Source organism: Rubrivivax sp. JA1026 (assembly GCF_011065555.1).
Classification (GTDB): Bacteria; Pseudomonadota; Gammaproteobacteria; order Burkholderiales; family Burkholderiaceae_C; genus Rubrivivax; species Rubrivivax benzoatilyticus.
The window spans coordinates 1-15,006 of the sequence record NZ_JAALCQ010000014.1; the positions used below are offsets into that span (position 1 = coordinate 1).

General features: G+C 70.7%; 24 protein-coding genes and 1 pseudogene. 1 reads left to right on the plus strand and 24 read right to left on the minus strand.

Annotated elements, in window-relative coordinates:
• Nucleotides 1–135: 135 nt before the first annotated feature.
• From G5B56_RS19305 to G5B56_RS19420, 24 genes are all read right to left on the minus strand, one after another.
• Nucleotides 136–1,305: a tyrosine-type recombinase/integrase gene (locus tag G5B56_RS19305; protein ID WP_164964268.1), complete on the minus strand. Its 1,170-nt coding sequence runs from the start codon at nt 1,303–1,305 to the stop codon at nt 136–138.
• 225 nt (nt 1,306–1,530) lie between these two features.
• Complete coding sequence (locus G5B56_RS19310) at nt 1,531–1,935, minus strand: DUF4326 domain-containing protein (protein ID WP_164964269.1); 405 nt, start codon at nt 1,933–1,935, stop codon at nt 1,531–1,533.
• Entirely contained in the window at nt 1,928–2,974 is a 1,047-nt protein-coding gene (locus G5B56_RS19315) for a phage Gp37/Gp68 family protein (RefSeq protein WP_164964270.1), read from the minus strand. The genes G5B56_RS19310 and G5B56_RS19315 overlap by 8 nt, the downstream gene beginning before the upstream one ends.
• A gap of 84 nt (nt 2,975–3,058) precedes the next feature.
• Nucleotides 3,059–3,364, minus strand: coding sequence for a hypothetical protein (locus G5B56_RS19320; protein WP_164964271.1), 306 nt, complete (start codon nt 3,362–3,364; stop codon nt 3,059–3,061).
• Nucleotides 3,361–3,576, minus strand: coding sequence for a hypothetical protein (locus G5B56_RS19325; protein ID WP_164964272.1), 216 nt, complete (start codon nt 3,574–3,576; stop codon nt 3,361–3,363). The genes G5B56_RS19320 and G5B56_RS19325 overlap by 4 nt, the downstream gene beginning before the upstream one ends.
• A gap of 25 nt (nt 3,577–3,601) precedes the next feature.
• Entirely contained in the window at nt 3,602–4,450 is an 849-nt protein-coding gene (locus G5B56_RS19330; RefSeq protein WP_164964273.1) for a hypothetical protein, read from the minus strand.
• Nucleotides 4,450–4,656, minus strand: coding sequence for a hypothetical protein (locus G5B56_RS19335; protein WP_164964274.1), 207 nt, complete (start codon nt 4,654–4,656; stop codon nt 4,450–4,452). The genes G5B56_RS19330 and G5B56_RS19335 overlap by 1 nt, the downstream gene beginning before the upstream one ends.
• The gene (locus G5B56_RS19340; RefSeq protein ID WP_164964275.1) at nt 4,656–6,377 is read right to left on the minus strand and encodes a DNA cytosine methyltransferase; all 1,722 of its coding nucleotides are present in this window, start codon (nt 6,375–6,377) and stop codon (nt 4,656–4,658) included. The genes G5B56_RS19335 and G5B56_RS19340 overlap by 1 nt, the downstream gene beginning before the upstream one ends.
• On the minus strand, nt 6,377–6,751 hold the full coding sequence (locus tag G5B56_RS19345) for a hypothetical protein (RefSeq protein WP_164964276.1): 375 nt from the start codon (nt 6,749–6,751) through the stop codon (nt 6,377–6,379). The genes G5B56_RS19340 and G5B56_RS19345 overlap by 1 nt, the downstream gene beginning before the upstream one ends.
• Nucleotides 6,751–7,245, minus strand: a complete 495-nt coding sequence (locus tag G5B56_RS19350; RefSeq protein ID WP_164964277.1) for a hypothetical protein — start codon at nt 7,243–7,245, stop codon at nt 6,751–6,753. The genes G5B56_RS19345 and G5B56_RS19350 overlap by 1 nt, the downstream gene beginning before the upstream one ends.
• On the minus strand, nt 7,242–7,757 hold the full coding sequence (locus tag G5B56_RS19355) for a hypothetical protein (protein WP_164964278.1): 516 nt from the start codon (nt 7,755–7,757) through the stop codon (nt 7,242–7,244). Before G5B56_RS19355 ends, G5B56_RS19350 begins: the two co-directional genes overlap by 4 nt.
• A gap of 4 nt (nt 7,758–7,761) precedes the next feature.
• Nucleotides 7,762–8,208: an ASCH domain-containing protein gene (locus G5B56_RS19360; RefSeq protein ID WP_164964279.1), complete on the minus strand. Its 447-nt coding sequence runs from the start codon at nt 8,206–8,208 to the stop codon at nt 7,762–7,764.
• Nucleotides 8,209–8,218: 10 nt separating this feature from the next.
• Nucleotides 8,219–8,623 carry a hypothetical protein gene (locus G5B56_RS19365; RefSeq protein ID WP_164964280.1) on the minus strand — a complete coding sequence of 135 codons (405 nt, stop codon included), beginning with the start codon at nt 8,621–8,623 and terminating at the stop codon, nt 8,219–8,221.
• Nucleotides 8,620–9,060: a hypothetical protein gene (locus G5B56_RS19370; RefSeq protein ID WP_164964267.1), complete on the minus strand. Its 441-nt coding sequence runs from the start codon at nt 9,058–9,060 to the stop codon at nt 8,620–8,622. Before G5B56_RS19370 ends, G5B56_RS19365 begins: the two co-directional genes overlap by 4 nt.
• The gene (locus G5B56_RS19375) at nt 9,057–9,338 is read right to left on the minus strand and encodes a hypothetical protein (protein WP_164964281.1); all 282 of its coding nucleotides are present in this window, start codon (nt 9,336–9,338) and stop codon (nt 9,057–9,059) included. The genes G5B56_RS19370 and G5B56_RS19375 overlap by 4 nt, the downstream gene beginning before the upstream one ends.
• Entirely contained in the window at nt 9,335–11,323 is a 1,989-nt protein-coding gene (locus G5B56_RS19380; protein ID WP_164964282.1) for a ParB/RepB/Spo0J family partition protein, read from the minus strand. The genes G5B56_RS19375 and G5B56_RS19380 overlap by 4 nt, the downstream gene beginning before the upstream one ends.
• A 25-nt stretch (nt 11,324–11,348) precedes the next feature.
• Nucleotides 11,349–11,621 carry a hypothetical protein gene (locus tag G5B56_RS19385; protein WP_164964283.1) on the minus strand — a complete coding sequence of 91 codons (273 nt, stop codon included), beginning with the start codon at nt 11,619–11,621 and terminating at the stop codon, nt 11,349–11,351.
• Entirely contained in the window at nt 11,618–11,863 is a 246-nt protein-coding gene (locus tag G5B56_RS19390; protein ID WP_164964284.1) for a hypothetical protein, read from the minus strand. The genes G5B56_RS19385 and G5B56_RS19390 overlap by 4 nt, the downstream gene beginning before the upstream one ends.
• A complete protein-coding gene (locus G5B56_RS19395) occupies nt 11,860–12,207 on the minus strand; it encodes a hypothetical protein (protein WP_164964285.1) in 348 nt (115 codons plus the stop codon). The genes G5B56_RS19390 and G5B56_RS19395 overlap by 4 nt, the downstream gene beginning before the upstream one ends.
• On the minus strand, nt 12,204–12,392 hold the full coding sequence (locus G5B56_RS19400; protein ID WP_164964286.1) for a hypothetical protein: 189 nt from the start codon (nt 12,390–12,392) through the stop codon (nt 12,204–12,206). Before G5B56_RS19400 ends, G5B56_RS19395 begins: the two co-directional genes overlap by 4 nt.
• The gene (locus G5B56_RS19405) at nt 12,389–12,664 is read right to left on the minus strand and encodes a hypothetical protein (RefSeq protein ID WP_164964287.1); all 276 of its coding nucleotides are present in this window, start codon (nt 12,662–12,664) and stop codon (nt 12,389–12,391) included. Before G5B56_RS19405 ends, G5B56_RS19400 begins: the two co-directional genes overlap by 4 nt.
• The gene (locus tag G5B56_RS19410; RefSeq protein ID WP_164964288.1) at nt 12,664–13,296 is read right to left on the minus strand and encodes a hypothetical protein; all 633 of its coding nucleotides are present in this window, start codon (nt 13,294–13,296) and stop codon (nt 12,664–12,666) included. The genes G5B56_RS19405 and G5B56_RS19410 overlap by 1 nt, the downstream gene beginning before the upstream one ends.
• 81 nt (nt 13,297–13,377) lie before the next feature.
• Nucleotides 13,378–13,929: a DUF4124 domain-containing protein gene (locus G5B56_RS19415; RefSeq protein ID WP_164964289.1), complete on the minus strand. Its 552-nt coding sequence runs from the start codon at nt 13,927–13,929 to the stop codon at nt 13,378–13,380.
• Between the two features lie 87 nt (nt 13,930–14,016).
• Nucleotides 14,017–14,532, minus strand: coding sequence for a hypothetical protein (locus tag G5B56_RS19420; protein WP_164964290.1), 516 nt, complete (start codon nt 14,530–14,532; stop codon nt 14,017–14,019).
• An 85-nt stretch (nt 14,533–14,617) separates the two neighbouring features.
• On the opposite strand from G5B56_RS19420, the pseudogene G5B56_RS20160 reads away from it, so the two are divergent.
• Nucleotides 14,618–14,710: pseudogene (locus G5B56_RS20160) on the plus strand (hypothetical protein); the annotation flags it as partial.
• Between the last annotated feature and the right edge of the window lie 296 nt (nt 14,711–15,006).

Consider the following 15,006-nt stretch of genomic DNA (forward strand, 5'->3'; position numbering starts at 1 on the left):
GGCTACGAACCAAGGGGTCGTGGGTTCGATTCCTGCCAGCCGCGCCAGAACTTCGTTCTAGATCAACGGGTTAGCTCCGAAAGGGCTAACCCGTTTTTCTTTGCTGCGTGACTCCGTGCGTGACTTTCCGGGCTCTCACCCGTTGACGACGCGCAGCAGCGTCGTCCGGTCACGCGTCTCCTGCACCCTGTTCGCCGCCTCCACCAGCCTCGCGACCGTGGCTGTGGCGTAGAGCTGCGTCATCTCTCCCGTGGAGTGGCCGAGCAGGAGCGCCCGGTCCTCCTCCGCGACGCCGGCATCGCGCAGCCGCTGCCCGAAGGTGTGGCGGAAGTCGTGCACCCGCACCCCGTCGAGACCGGCGGCCTCGCGCGCCCGCTGGAAGGCCGTGTTGTTCATCGTGCCGACCCGGTGGTACTTCATCGCCGGGGGCTTGCGCAGATGCACGACCCGCTCGCGGCGGTAGACGAAGACGAAATCGGCGTGCTTGCCGCGCTGCTCCTCGACGATCCGCCAGGCGACGTCGTTGAGGATCAGCACGTGGGCACGCTTGCTCTTGAACTCGCTGGCGGGCACGACGAAAACGCTGCGGCCCGCCTCCGGCACCGGGACCTCCCAGCTCCACCGCAGCCCGCAGACGTTCTCGTCGCGGGCGCCGGTGTTGACGGCGAAGGTCACCATCCGCTGCAGGTGGCCGGGCAGGTGCCTCATCAGCTCCGCCTGGTCGGCCCAGCTCATCGGGCGCGGCTTGCGGCCGCCGGACTCGTCGAGCATCTCGATCAGCGGAGCGGCGCCCAGCCACGGCTTGCCGTTCGTGCGCCACACGCGAGCCGCTCGGTTGAGCACCGTGCGGGCCACCTCGAGCGAGCGGTTCACCGTCGCCGGCGACACCGGCCGCACGGGCTTGCCGTCGACCTTCGTGCTTCCGTCTGCCCGCCGGCCGGCCAGGCGGTCGGCCTTGAAGCGCGTGAAGCTGTCGTTGCAGACCTGGCCGAGCGGCTCGTCACCGATCCACTCGTTGAGCAGCAGGACGTGGCCGCTGATGGTGCCCAGCGTGCGCACGTCCTGCGCTGCCTTCAGCTCGAGCAGGTACTTGCCTGCAGCGGCCCGAAACAGCTGCTCATGGCCCTGTCGAAGGTCGAGTTCTCGCTGGGCGTCGATCGCGGCTTGCCGCTGGCGGAGCCACGCCTCGGCTTCGTCTTGGGAGACGGCGCCGAGGCGCTCGAAGATCCGCTGTCCGCGGTACTGCTTGTCGACTGTCCGCTCGCCGTTGCCGTCGAGCTGGATCCCTTTGGTCCTGGTTCGCATGTCGTTTTCGCTCCTTTCCGGATGCGACCAGGGCGCCCACGGGCCGCAATGTACTCGTCCGCCCATGCGTCGAGTTCCAAGCGGTCGTAGGCGATGGCCCGGTCGCCGATAGGCACCTCGGTGAGTGCCGGCCGCACGTCCGCGTCGAAGCGGTTGCGGTCCATGCCGAGGTATGCGGGAGCGTCGCGTTGGCGCACGAGGCGGGGGAGCAGCTGCACGGTGAGGTCAGGCGGGAGCGTTGGCCAGGCGCAGCAGCACGTCGGCGTGGCAGGGCTGGCCGATGCGGCACCAGCACGCGAGGTGCTTGCCGCGGAGGGGGGACAGGTCAGGGCGGAGCGGCAGGGTCTTCGGGTGCGCGACCAGCCGGCCGTCGAGATAGGCCGGGTCCAGCACCGGGCGGCCCTGGATCCAGGCTTCGAAAAGTTCGACGGTGGTCTGGGCGCTCCACCAGTCGTCGACGAGCTTGTGCATGCCGTTGGCCAGCCGGATCTCGGCCTGGCCAGTCATCGAGTGCTCGCTGGACCGGAAGGGGTTGCCCCATCGCGTGGAGCGGTCGACCTTCACCGCGCCGGGCGGGAGGCGCCAGCCCTTGGTGCGGCTGAGCTGGATGCGTTGAGGCTGGTCAGCCATGGCGCACCGTGGGGTAGGCATCGTGCAGCACGCCGTCGAGCAGGCGGCCGGCGGCCTTCTTGCCGACCTTGATGAACTTGACCGGAGCCAACTGGTCCATCGCGATGCCGGCCTCCATCGGGTCGTTCCAGTGCTGCCCGCGCTGGTCCCTGCGCCATGCGGATCGGTCGTCGGCGCTGCACTTGTCCGGGATGGGCTCGCCAGCAGTGAATTCGCCCCACTGCTTGAAGAGGAACGGCACGCCGGCGGCGGCGCACTGGTCGCGCAGGTCGCGGGCCCACTGCGGGGACATCGGCCGGGCGTGCGGGCCGCTCTCGCCGCCGCAGATCACCCAGTCCAGCCTGCCGTAGGAGCCGACTCGCTCGCGGAGGCGTTCGGTGCCCTCGTCGTCGAGCCAGTGTTCGATCCACGTTTCGCCGGCCAGCGCGTCTCCGGCGCCGTCGCCATCATGCGGCAGACGCGTCAAGTCGATCGGCCCCAGCATCGGCTCGATCGAGACGAAGCGCACCGCCGCCGGCGTGGCGAGGAGCTTCGGGATGTCGCGGTCGGCCTCGGCCTGCGTCGCCACCGTGGCGCCGATCCAGACGTTCGGCCATGGCCAGGGTGATCCGATGGTCGAGTGCGTGTTCCACATGCCCCTGAGAGCGTCCTCGATCATGCGTTCGGCGTTGCCGATGCGCTTCGTCAGCAGCAGCCAGTCGAGGTGCGGCGTGTCGTGGATCAGCATGAACAGGTCGCGGCGCCACTCGGGTTCAACCGCGCGGTCGAAGACGTCAGCGAGGCTGGCGCAGAAGACGCGTTGCCGCCGGCCGTGCTGGGCCTCGAACTCAGCCGCACGAGCGTTCCATGCGATGGGCTTGTCCCAGTTCGCCGCCGCAGTGCGGTGCCGCTCGGCGTGGGGGCCCCACTCGATGCCCAGCGTCCTGGCCGGCGTGCTGCAGGCCGCGTAGCAGTGGTCGCACGCCGGCGAGACGCGCGTGCAGCCGATCCACGGGTTGAAGGTGTGGTCGCACCACTCGACCGCGCTGTTCTCAGCCACGGTGATCCTCCCGGAACCAGTAGCCAAACACGAAGATGACGATCCCTACGACCATCCCGATGGTGAAGATCAGCAAATCACTCATCACGCGCCTCCGGTCTTGGCCTGGGTGGCGCCGGCGTCGCTGTCGTCATCGGCGCGCCACAGGCGCGCCATGTTGTCGCCGCCGATGACGACGATCGCGCCGCGATGGATGTCCTCGGCGGCCTCGTGGGTCGTGACGCACTCCCAGCGCTTGGCCGCGTCGTCCTTCTCCAGCCACGCGCGAGCACGGGCTAGGCGGAACACGCGCTCGGCCGCCTGCACTTCGCACCAGACCTTCAGCGCGATGGCGGCGCCGGCGATGGCGAGCAGGACGCCGACGGTGATGGCGATGGTCAGCAGGCTCATGCGGCACCGCCTTCCTGCGTCAGCCGCTCGAAGACGCGCATCGCGTCCGGTCCGGTCAGGATCACGCTCGACGGCGGCGCGAGCAGCGCCCGCAGCTCGGCGATGTCCTTGCGCAGCGCGGCCAGCTCAGAGGCCACGTCGAGCACGCGGGCACCGGTCGCCGCTTGATCCAGCAGCCGACGATGTGCGTGCGCCTGCGCGGCGTCGGTCATCGGGGTGTAGCCAGGGAACGGCATCTCACACCCCCTCGCCCGTTGCACTGCCGTCCTCGTCGTCCATCGCGGCGATGTCTTGCGCGGTCAACTGCCCGTCGAGCGTCCTGGAGGCAATCGTCCCGTCCTCGACCATCGCGGTGCCGGCCTCGTCGCAGTACCAGTTCTGCGGCTCGCCGCTCACCGTGTCCCAGGCGCCGGAATCGCTCATGACGAAGTGCTCGCCTTTCGCGTAGAACGACAGCGCGGCGATCAGGTCATCGCGAGTCGGTCGCTCATCCGCGACCGGCTCGGCCTGCGCCGTGGTGGCAGGGGCGGCATACAGGCACTCCGCGTCGCACAGCGGCGGCGGGGCGTCGTCGTGCCGGGTGTAGGTCTCCTGGCCCTCGTGGACCGAGCCGGTGGCGACCAGATAGACGCGGCGCGTCAGCTTCGCGGCATCGGAGGCAGACAGCAAGGCCTGCGCCGCCGTGCGTTCGTCGAGCGTCGCGGCTTGGGCGTTCACGGCGCACAGCAGCCGACGCAGCCCGTCGTGCAGCGCCATGCGCTGCAGCTCTTTCTCGGCAAGCTGACCCATCAGCTGGTGCACGCGGTCGGTCGCGTCGTGCGGCCACGCGACAGGGGGCGCCACCGGCTCGGCCGGTGCCGGCGCCGGCGTGGGCTGGGTCTCGGCCGACGATGCTTCGACGGCCTGGAGGGTGAAGCTCACGCCGATGAAGCCCGCGCAGTCTTCGCGCTTCACCGGAAAGAAGAAGTCGAGCGGCTCGTTCGCAGAGCGGGCGGCGATCGGGCTCTTGAGCAGCGATTCCGCCACCAGCGTCACCGCGAAGGGGTTGATCCCTGCGGCGTGCAGAGCGTTCAGGACGTTGGACATCAGGCGTTACCTCCTCGGAGGGTGTTGACGTTGATCGGGCGGCGCTGCAGCGCCACCAGCAGGCGCAGCGCTTCGGCGTCGTCGAGCTCGGCGACGTAGAGCCCGGCACGCAGGTCCTGGCTGGAGTCGGCCGCGTAGCCGGTCTGGGCGGTGGCCAGGGCGCGCGGCTGGTGCCGGGCGGTGGGGTAGGGGGCGGGGGATGCCATCAGGCGGCCCTCCTCATCGCCGCGGCGCGGCGGCGGTGGTTGGCGGCGACGATCGCGTGCATCGGCAGGGGCGACACCGAGTTGCCCACCATGCGCACCTGGGCGGTCTTGGTGAGCGTGATCTCGCGGCCCTGCTCGTCGATGCCGCGGTCGATCACGTAGGCGATGGGGAAGCCCTGCGCCAGGTACAGCTCGCGCGGCACCAGCATGCGCATGCCGATGTCGACGATGACGTAGCGCGTGCCGGAGATCGTCACGGTGACGAGCGCCAGGCGGTCGCGCGTGGTGATCGTGGCCGCCGGGTCGCGCAGGTCGCCGTGCTGGCCGCCGCTGCCGTAGTAGTGCATCAGGAACGCGGCGACGCGCAGGGCCCCGGCCTCGTGCTCGGGCGCCAGATGCACCGTCACCAGCTGCTGCTGCGTGCCGCGGTTCGTGATGGTCGACAGCGGGACGTCGGCACCGCGGCCGGCGCCTCCCCGCTCGTCGTAGAAGCCTCCGTTCATCTGCGCCAGGAAGGCGCTCACCAGCGCGTGCTTCCGGCCGCCGGCGACGATCGTGCCCAGCGGCTTGTCCAGGTGGGGCACGCGAGGCTCTTGGCCTTCACGCTCGCCGTAGCCGGCTTGGATCAGCGTTGCGCCGATCAGTGCGTGCTCGCCGCGGTTGGCGGTCGTCACGGTGGCCAGGGGCTCGGTGGCTGACCGGCCGCGGTCGGCGCCTTGGTGCGTGATCGGCGCGATGATCGGCGCGCAGACGGCGAACTCGCCTCGCTTGCTGGTCGTCACCGTGCGCAGCGGATCGTCGATCGACGCGCTGTCGTTGCCGCCGCCGCTCCACGACTTCACTGGCACGATGAACGGCTCGGCGGCCGTCAGCACGTAGCGCCACGTGCCGCGCGCCACCCGGCGCATCGTCGCGTCAGCCAGGGGGCGCTTGCGGTCGAAGATCGACGGGCAGGGGATGCTCCAGTCGATGATGTCGGCAACGGGCCGCCAGGGCTTGCGGGCGCTGCCTCGCGTGCGCTTCTTCGCGTGGGTCGGCTCGGGCCACTCGATCGCCTCACCGTCGCAGCGGGCGACCATGTAGAGCCGCTCGCGGGTGGTCGGCGCGCCGTGGTCGGCGGCGATGATCTTGCGCCACTGCACGTCGTAGCCCATGCGGCGCAGGCCGTCGACGAAGTGGCGCCAGTTGCGCCCGCGGTGCCGCTGATCCGGCACGAGCTGCTGCTGGTGAACCGGAACGCGCTCGCCTGGTTCGGCCACCGTGCCGTCGACCCGCACGACGCGGCCAGTCGCCGGGTCGCGCTTCGCGACCAGCGGCGACCACTGCAGGATCTGCTCGACGTTCTCCAGCGTGATGACGCGGGGGCGCACCTTGCCGGCCCAGCGGTGCACCACCCATGACAGCGAGCGGATCGCGCGGTCGCGCGGCTGGCCGCCCTTGGCCTGGCTGAAGTGCGTGCAGTCGGGGCTGGCGTGCAGGTGGCCGACGGGCCGGCCTGCGCACACCGTGACCGGGTCGACCTCCCAGACGTCGGCCAGGAAGTGCTGCGCCTGGGGATGGTTGACGCGGTGCATGGCCACGGCCATCGGGTCGTGGTTCACAGCGATGTCGACGTGCCGGCCGAGGGCCGCCTCGATGCCGGTGCTGGCACCGCCGCCGCCGGCGAACAGGTCGACGATCAGCTCGTCGTCGAGGGGGAGGATGTACTGGGGGGTGCGCATCAGGCGGTCCTCCGCAACGTCGGGATCGACGCCTGCAGCGGCGCATCGGACAGAACGTCAAGGCCGCCGAATCCGCCCCACAGCTGGCCGTCGCCATCGAAGCAGCGCCGGATGCGATCGCCGTCGGCGTCGACCAACGTGACGAGAGCACCGCTTTCGCTTTCGCAGATCTCGGTGACGACGTGCTCGCTGCAGATGGTGACGGTGCAGGCATCGCGTCCCCAAGACTGGCAACCGGGAGCCAGCTCGAGCCGCTCGAATCGCACACGCTGGCCGATGGCGACGCGGCCGTACTGGTTGAAGCGTCGGCGCTTGCGGTCGCAGTGCCGCGAGGCTGCTGCTGGCGCAGGTCCGAACAGATCGACCGCGCGCATCACTGCCCCCACCCCTTGCCCGTCGTGACGTCGCGGCCGATGCCCGCCGCGGCGAAGCCGGCACCGTAGTGCCGCTGCGTCGGGTCGCACTGGAAGCGCGGGTCGTGCGTCATCGTCGGCCCGCGAGTGAACTTCACGCCCGGCGGCTGGACGTCGGCACCGACGTCCAGCCGCAGGCCCTTACGCTGGCGAGCAGCGCTCGGGATGTTGGTCAGCGGCGGGCCGTGCCTGGCCGGGGCCTTCGGCTGAGCCTGGGCTTGCGGCTTCGCCAGCGATTCGACCCACGCGTCGGCGTCTTCGCTGAAGCCGAACCATCGGGCCCAGCGCACGCCCTCGGGCGCCCGATAGGTCACCTCGAGGTCCTGCACCAGCGCCTGCAGCGCGGCCAGGATGGCCGGCTCGCTGGCGTCGGTGGCCCGGCGCGCGTACAGCATCGTGACGCCGGTGCGGCGGTTGGCCAGCGCCAGCAGCTTGGTGCGGAGGTCGGTGCTCATGCCGCAGCTCCCGCCCGCCCGTCCAGCACGATGGCGCCCGCCGGCACGTTGCCGGCGCGCACCTGCTGGTGGCGCATGCGCACGGTCGCGGCGGCGCGCATCAGCTCGCCCTGGGCGACGTATTGCAGCTGGATGGCGTACAAGTCGAGCGCACGCTGCACGGCGCTGATTTCGGGGCCGCGCATGGTCCACGATCGGCTGCAGGCAGCACGCTCGAACAGGTCGGCCAGGGCCTGGAGGCCGGCCGTCAGCTCGGGCACGCGGTCGCTTGCGATGCCGTGGTGCTGCGCCAGGCACAGCGCCACGTCCAGGCGGCCGACGATGGCCGCCCAGGCGTCGCGGCCACCGCGGCCGGCACGCAGGTCGGCGAAGCCGATGCGGGCGTCGCGGATGCCTTGAATCTGCTGGTCCTGGTCCAGCATCGCGACTTGGGTCTTGGCCAGGGCCATCGTGTCGACGCCGCCGGCCGGGCGGGGCCGGTAGGCCTTGCGGGGTTTGCTGCTGCGGGGCATGGTCTCAGCCGAACAGGCGGTTCTGCCCCGCTGCCTCGGCGGCGGCGGGGTCGTTGAAGTGCAGGGAGGCGTGCAGCGCGTCGCTCATCGGCACGCTGAAGATCCCCAGCTCGCCGCGCCACCGCACGAAGGGCAGCGGGCGCGGGTCGTGCACCACGAAGCCGTAGGGGCCGGTGAACCAGCGGCTCTCGTGGTGCTCGACGCACGCGACGAGTTGAGCGCGGCCGACGATGCCGCCGAGGTCGTACTGCTCGGGCAGCACGGCCCGCAGCCCGGGGAAGCTCTGCATCACGCGGAGCAAGCCTTCATGGTCGAAGACCTGCCCGGCGTGGATCAGCAGGTCGCCGCGGTGCTGCGTCGGCCAAGTCTGGTTCACGAGAGGCTTGTGGCCGTTGACGATCAGCCAGGCCCAGGGCTGGCGGATCGACAGGGCTCGCATGCGGGTGCTCATCGCCGCAGCCTCAGAACGGGCGCTCGTCGCCGCCACTGGCCGCGGTCAGCAGCTCGTGGCGCTCGTGGGCCGGCAGGTCGCGCAGCGCATCACGCAGGCGCCAGGGCGTCACCGGCTCGTGCTTGATGTCGTGGGCCTGCAGGATGGCCGCGGCCTCGTCGACGTAGGCGATGCTGTAGATCGCCCGCACGCCCAGCAGCTTGGTGTGCGCGGGGATCGTGCGCTCCACCAGCTGCAGCTTGCCCTCGACGTAGCTCTCGTCGGTGTAGCGCACCTCGGGCACGTCGACGCGCAGCAGCGACTCGCTGCCCATCGTGTGCTCGCTGATGGCGCCGGCGATCGTCGTGCGGCCGAAGATCTCGACGATGGCCCACTGCCGCGCGGGCTGGGCCTGGGGGGTGGTCGTGGTGGTCACAGCGGGTCTCCGGTGGGGGTGGCAGCGGCGGCGGCCGGGTGCTCAAGGAACTCGCCTTCGAGCAGGCCGCCGTGGTCGTGATGGATCGCGAAGGCGCCGATGGGCATGTCCTCGTCGAGCAGCCGCTCGGCGAAGTCGTGCAGCGCGCTGCACACCGCGGTGCGGCGCTGGGCGTCGACACGCAGCTCCAGCCGCACGGGCGGCTGCGTCGCGGTCTCGGGCTGGGCGATGTCCTGGCCGTCGAGCTGGGCGATGGCCCAGCGGCAGTAGTTCGCGCCGTCCAGCAGCTCCTCGTACATGTGCTGCAGGCGCTCACGCAGCGGCGCGGGGTTGTCGGCAAGGGTCTGGCCGTACTTGGCCAGCCCCATCGCCTGGCGGCGGGCGATGTCTTCGCACACCAGGGCTTCGATGCCGGTGGCGACGGGGGAGGGCTTCACGTCTGCTGCTCCTCGGCGGTGGGCAGTCCGGTCGTGGCCAGGAACACGGCGAGCTCGCTGTCGATCGCCGTCATCAGCTCGGCTCGGTCGCGCGTGGGCAGCTCGGCAATGCGCTGCAGCAGCGTCATCAGCGCCTGCGCCGAGCCGTAGAAGGCACGGCGGGCCAGCAAGCGCTCGTCAGACGGCAGGGCCTGGGGCAGACACTGCCGCTGGTACGCCGCCCACATGGCCGCGATCGGCGTGACCTCGGGGTCGGGGAAGTCGTCGTCGGCGCTCATTCGCCACCGCCCACGAGGAAGTCGTCGAGGCTGCGGCCCTTGTCCAGCTCGGCCACCAGCCAGCGCGGCTTGAGACCCCGGCCGCTCCAGGTGTCGCCGGTCTCGGCGTTGCGGTACTTGACCGGCACCTTCTTGCCGGTGTTGCCGTGCGGCTGGCCGTGCTGGATAGCGTGCACGCGCATCACCTGCTCGACGGTCTCGTGCGCCTGCTGGACCAGCGGCGCCGAGTCGATGTCCATCAGCTGGGCGATGGCCAAGGCGTTGCCGCTGAACGGGTCGTCGCCGTTGGACGCCTGCAGCGCGAGCTGCAGCACCACCAGCAGCGGGCGCATGTCGAGCGGCAGCTTGGCGGCCCACTCCACGACGCCCAGGCCGCTCTCGTCAGGCGTGCGCACCTGCAGCAGCTGCGCGAGGTCGGCAAAGCTCAGCACCGGCTCGCTGCCCTCGCTGAGCGCGGCGGTCAGCATCGGCGCCAGCCGCTCCAGCGACGGCAGGCACGTGGCGTCGTCGCGCCATCGGGCGATGACCGCCTCCGTCACCAGGATGGCCAGCAAACGCAGCTCTTCGCGGCGCTGGTACTGCGCAGGCGTGAGGCCGTCGATCTTGCCGGCGTGCGGCTTAGGCGGCGCGACGGTCAGCAGATCTGCAATGACGTCCGCGAGGTCGTCTTCGGCTGCGGGCGCATCAAGCGTCTCGCCGTCGGCCGTCTCGCCGCTGACCTGCACGCCGGGCCGGGAGTCGTCGGGGCGCTGCTCGGTCGTGCTCTGCACCTCACGGCCGCCGTCGTCGTCATCGTCCGCCGGCTCGGCCTCGGTGCCGCCCTGCCGCGCCGCCTTCTCGGCCGCGGCGCGCGTCAGCTGGTCGCGGTGGCGCTTGATCTTCTTGAGCCAGCGTTCGAGCTGCTCGAAGGAGACCGCCTGCAGCAGCGGCGTGCCGGCAGGGTGGTCGATGATGCAGGTGGCCTTGGCCGGGGCGTGGCCCTTCTCCAGCACCTGCTCGACGGTGTAGGCCGGGTCGCCGATGTTGGCCGGCACCTGGGTCTGCGGCGAGTACCAGCCGCCGGCCAGGTGGCGGCCGTCGGGAGTCGTGGCGGCCTTGGCCTCGTCGCCCGTCAGCACCGTGTAGCCGGCGTCGCGCCACTCGGCGACTTCGCGCTCGCGCGCCGCGGCCTTGCGTTCGGCGAAGCACGCGGTGTCGGTGCAGGTGTCGGCGTCGCTGACGTCCCCGAAGAGCGACGGATTCGAGCCGGTGCGCTTCAGGCACGATCCGCAGCTGCCGCCCGGGAGCGTGGCGTCCTCGGGGTCGAACGGCGCGCCCACCAGGCGCAGCATGTAGCGCTCGCGAATGAACGCCGCCGCGGCCTTGGGTGCCATCGGCTCGCCCGCCCAGTTGGCCAGGTGCTCGACCAGCTCGGCCTGGATGCGCTGCGGCATGCGGGCGATCTGCAGGGCGAGCTTGACGTTGATGCGGTCGGCCAGGAAGGCCTCGCGCGCCGCGTCCACCAGCTGCAGCAGCGTCAGCCGGTCGTAGACGCGCTGGGTCGAGATCTTGGCCTTGACCGAGATGTCTTCGACGCTCGCCGGCTTGTGCGGGTCGGTGCGCATGCGCTGGTAGTGCTCGGCCTCTTCCAGCGGGTGCAGGTCCTCGCGCTGGATGTTCTCGACGAGCTGGATCTCCAGCACCTCGGCATCGGTCAGCTCGCGCAGCAGGTACGGGATCTGGTCGCCGTAGGGCGACCGGCCCTCGCTCGTCAGCAGGCTGCAGCCGCGCCAGCGGCGCTCGCCGGCGACGATCTCGAATGGCACGTCGCCCGGCTTCGCGTCGGGCCAGGGGCGCGCCACGATGGGCTGCAGCAGCTCGTGCTCGGCGATGCTGTCGGCCAGGTCACGGATGGCCGTCTCGGTGAAGCGCTTGCGCGGATTGGTGGGGCTGGGGCGGAAGGCCGACAGCGGCGCGGTCGGCGGGCGAAAGGTGCGGTCGAGCACGGTGGTCCTCGTCGGGGTGGGGTGGTCAGTCGTCGCGGTCGCCGGCAGCGGCGCGACGGGCATCGAAGGCGCCCGCCGGCAGGCGCGGCAGGCGCAGGCGGGTGGCGGCCGGCGGCACGGGCTTGGCGGCGCGGTGCTGGCGCTGCAGCTCGCGGGCGTAGCCCAGCAGGCCGGCGCGGACCATCGGCCGCTGAAGGGCGGTGTCCAGGTCCTGCGGCAGCCACGTCAGCCGCTGCCGCATGCGCTGCAGCGCGGCATGCAGGTCGTCGCGGGTGAGGTCGGGCTCGGCGCGGCTCACGGCATCACGCCCAGGTAGCTGGCCGTGGCCGCCGTGCCGATGGCCGCGCCCATCAACGCCCAGGCCACGCAGTGCGCGGCGCCGGTGCGCCAGCCCGCGACGTAGCCGCGCAAAAAGCTCGGGTCGTCATCGTCACTGCGGTAGGCCTTGGGTGCCGCCGCCGCGGCCTTCGCGCGCCGCGGGCACGCGTGGGCGCGGTGTCCCTGCTGGCCGCAGTACGTGCAGATCTGGTCGCGGCTCATGCGGCCACCTGCCAGAAGACCGAGCGCATCGTCTCGCTGCCGGCCGCGAAGCTGGCGTCGTAGACGTGCATCAGCAGGCGCAGCACGTCGCCCGCCAGCATCGTGCCGCAGGGCTCCCACAAGCCCGCGCGCTGCAGCTGCACGCGCTGCGTGATCAGGTCGAGCAGCAGCACCTCGCCGTGGTCGCCGCGCAGGCGCAGCGTGGAGGGCGCGGCCGTCTTGGGCTCCACGAGCACATAGACGCCGATCGAGCGGGCGCCGGCCGGCATCGGCAGCGACAGCCGCACGATGACGCAGTGCGGCCACTCGCGCACGATCTGCAGGATCTCGGGGCGCCGGGTCATGCCAGCCACCCGAAGTAGGCCGCCAGCAGCGACAGGTAGACGGTCGCCGAGGTCAGCATCAGGCCGCGCGTGCGCTCGGCGCGCACCCAGGCGGCCACACGCTCCATCGCAGCCTCGGCCAGCACGCCGGCCAGGATCCACAGCAGCACCCAGGTGCTGGGCAGGGGGCGGTCGAAGGGCTTCACGGCGCCACCCCCGTCGCAAAGCCCCAGGGCCAGGCCGCCGACGCGGCAATGGCCAGCACCAGCGCCGCGGCGATGGCGGCGCGGCCCAGCGGTCCGATGGCGCAGTCCTCCTCGGCCTGGCGCACGGCAGGGTGGTCGTGCTCCAGCTCGCCGGTGGGCATGCTGTGCAGGCGGCGCCAGAGGGCGGCGTCGGACTCACGGTCGGCGGCATCGGCCGCCAGCGCCTGGGCCTCGCGGTCGGGGTCGAGGGCGGAGCGGAGGACGCGGGCCATTACGTGCGCCCCCGGCGGATGTCGGCCAGCACCAAGAGCGTCCCGCCGACGCTGCTCGACGGAATCGTGCGGTGACTGCCGGAAGGCACGTCATCGGGGGCGTCGAGCGGGCACTGGTCGTGGCCGAAGCCGTTCCGCAGCCCGTACAGCGACGTCGCGCCGGTGCGCGACGTGATGAGGTCGCTGGTGTGGTCGCAGCCGGCGAGTGCGACGCCCTGCAGCGGGCCGCAGATCGGCATGCGGTCGATGGCCTGCAGCCGCGCCTGCGACGGGCGCAGGCGCACGCCAAGCGGCGTCTCGGCCTCGACAGCAGGCGTGGCGGCGGCAGCTGCCTTGGCCGCCTGCGCTGACCCCTTGCGCTCCGGCAGCTTGCGCGGCTCCAGCAGCGCCTGCCCGGCGGCGATCAGCGCCACCAGCTGGCCGCGCGTCAGCCACAGGGCATCACCGCCCGTGCTGGGCGCGTCGATGCGGTACTGCTGGACAGCCGACGTCAGGCGCGCACGCTCGTCGCGGCCGATCGTGATGTGGACGTCGCCCCACTCGTCGGGGTCGCTGATGTCGACCGCGATGCGGTCGGGCCGCAGCAGCGCCTGGGCGGCGCCGGGGATCGGCTTCGTCGTGCAGGGGTCCATGGTGCGCTCCGTCGGGGATGACGGATCGCATCATGCGATATCGCAATCAGGGTGTCAATGCGCTATCGCATTGGGGTGCACCTAGCAGCGCGGGTCGTCCTTCGACGGAATGACGGTCAGCACGTGGTCTGTCGCGTTGCACGCGACAAGGACCGATCCGCCGGGCTGGCAGATGCGGTGCACGGTGACGTCGGCCGAGACGATGACCGGGGCAGTTCGGTATTGCCCTTCGACGGACAAAAGAAGCGCTCGCACGGACCGCTGGCATTCAGAAAACTGCATTCGGCTCGACGCGGTTTTCCCATCTACCGAAGGCAAAACAATCTTTGGAGTTCTCTGCGCTTCTTTCTGGATGGCGTCGCTGACGCCTGAATCGAACTTTTCAAGAAATGCGCGCCGGTCGGCCTCTGAAATGCCACGTGGCGCCGGGCGAGATTGAGGCGTCGACTCAGTGCGCGTTTGATTCGGCGGCGGATTGCATGGGCGATCCGTCATCACGGTGCCGCCATCCGCATCCTTGCACCGATGCAAGCTCTGAGCGTCGACGGTGTCGGCGCACAGCAAGAGGCCCAGCAAGGCCACCAGCGAAGCCTCAACCGCGCGAGACGATGGTGCGTGACCGGCGAGCATCATCCAGGCAGATGATCCGCGCGGCATGGACCACTTGAGCGCGGGGTTTGTTGACATTCTTAACAGTCGGAAACATGCGAACTTGGGACTTTATGTGCCCGTCGCGGACTGTTTTTCTGGATTGAGCAGTAATGCCCTGAGGGCTGCTGCAATCTTGGGTGCCTCGTCGGGATTCTCGGCCGCGCCTTGAAATAGAGGGGCTGCAATTCGCCTCTGCGACTCGCTGAAACCGCGCATTAGATCGGCAATCTGTAGTGCCAGCATTCCGGGGTCTATGCCTGCCTGACGCTTTCTCTCTGGCGGGTGGTATCTAGTTGCCGGTTCATTGGCCGCATTCAACGACAGGCCCTGACGTTCGGCCTCTATCCGCGCGGCATCGTCGTCGACGAGGGCTGTCCGGTGCACCTTCAGGTAGGTGGCCGCAGCCTGGACCCACTTCCCTCGCGGATCGGCCACCTCCCCCTTGGAGTAGCGCCAGATGTTCCCTTGGGCCGTGGGCATCGCTATGACAGCGGCGAGGCTGTTGGGCGTGAGGCCCGCTCGGGCCAGCAGCAGGTTGAAGAGCTTGTGTCGCTCTTTGAGGGTTGGACTGACGGTTGTGGGCATGGTCGCGGGCATCGTGGGCTAGCGCGCGACCGGCGTGCGCTTGAAATGCGATTGCGATATCGCATAGACTGCGGCCATGAGCCAGATGAACGTCATCCTCGGCCGGCTTCGGTCTGCCCGCTTGAGCCAAGCGGAGATCTCGCGTCGGACGGGCATTCCGCAGCCTCGCTTGTCGAAGTGGTGGAACGGTCGCGCGCCGCGGTCAGCCGATGACGTGCTGGCGCTGGCCCGGCTTGCCGCCGAGCTTGGGGCGACGCAGCAGCCCGTGGCGGAGAGCAGCTCGCCAGCAGCGCAGCCTGGTCAACAGCAATAGGCCGGAGGTTCCGCGTTGTCGCCCCCGCCTGAAGCCTGCCCCGGCGTCATCAGCCGCCCGCCCAATCCCCTCTGCACGGCATGCGCCTGGCTGGAGAGCGCCGGCAAGCGCCAGCCCGAGGTCGTCCAGACCGCTGAAGGCTGGGCGTGCCCCCACCACGA

Bases quoted from the DNA above. Each gene is read 5' to 3' on its own strand.
- G5B56_RS19305 (WP_164964268.1), bottom strand. From the start codon at position 1,305: ATGCGAACCAGGACCAAAGGGATCCAGCTCGACGGCAACGGCGAGCGG.
- G5B56_RS19345 (WP_164964276.1), bottom strand. From the start codon at position 6,751: ATGCGCGCGGTCGATCTGTTCGGACCTGCGCCAGCAGCAGCCTCGCGG.
- G5B56_RS19335 (WP_164964274.1), bottom strand. From the start codon at position 4,656: ATGGCATCCCCCGCCCCCTACCCCACCGCCCGGCACCAGCCGCGCGCC.
- G5B56_RS19415 (WP_164964289.1), bottom strand. From the start codon at position 13,929: ATGATGCTCGCCGGTCACGCACCATCGTCTCGCGCGGTTGAGGCTTCG.
- G5B56_RS19390 (WP_164964284.1), bottom strand. From the start codon at position 11,863: ATGAGCCGCGACCAGATCTGCACGTACTGCGGCCAGCAGGGACACCGC.
- G5B56_RS19395 (WP_164964285.1), bottom strand. From the start codon at position 12,207: ATGACCCGGCGCCCCGAGATCCTGCAGATCGTGCGCGAGTGGCCGCAC.
- G5B56_RS19320 (WP_164964271.1), bottom strand. From the start codon at position 3,364: ATGAGCCTGCTGACCATCGCCATCACCGTCGGCGTCCTGCTCGCCATC.
- G5B56_RS19410 (WP_164964288.1), bottom strand. From the start codon at position 13,296: ATGGACCCCTGCACGACGAAGCCGATCCCCGGCGCCGCCCAGGCGCTG.
- G5B56_RS19310 (WP_164964269.1), bottom strand. From the start codon at position 1,935: ATGGCTGACCAGCCTCAACGCATCCAGCTCAGCCGCACCAAGGGCTGG.
- G5B56_RS19375 (WP_164964281.1), bottom strand. From the start codon at position 9,338: ATGAGCGCCGACGACGACTTCCCCGACCCCGAGGTCACGCCGATCGCG.
- G5B56_RS19420 (WP_164964290.1), bottom strand. From the start codon at position 14,532: ATGCCCACAACCGTCAGTCCAACCCTCAAAGAGCGACACAAGCTCTTC.
- G5B56_RS19325 (WP_164964272.1), bottom strand. From the start codon at position 3,576: ATGACCGACGCCGCGCAGGCGCACGCACATCGTCGGCTGCTGGATCAA.
- G5B56_RS19405 (WP_164964287.1), bottom strand. From the start codon at position 12,664: ATGGCCCGCGTCCTCCGCTCCGCCCTCGACCCCGACCGCGAGGCCCAG.
- G5B56_RS19360 (WP_164964279.1), bottom strand. From the start codon at position 8,208: ATGAGCACCCGCATGCGAGCCCTGTCGATCCGCCAGCCCTGGGCCTGG.
- G5B56_RS19350 (WP_164964277.1), bottom strand. From the start codon at position 7,245: ATGAGCACCGACCTCCGCACCAAGCTGCTGGCGCTGGCCAACCGCCGC.
- G5B56_RS19355 (WP_164964278.1), bottom strand. From the start codon at position 7,757: ATGCCCCGCAGCAGCAAACCCCGCAAGGCCTACCGGCCCCGCCCGGCC.
- G5B56_RS19340 (WP_164964275.1), bottom strand. From the start codon at position 6,377: ATGCGCACCCCCCAGTACATCCTCCCCCTCGACGACGAGCTGATCGTC.
- G5B56_RS19330 (WP_164964273.1), bottom strand. From the start codon at position 4,450: ATGTCCAACGTCCTGAACGCTCTGCACGCCGCAGGGATCAACCCCTTC.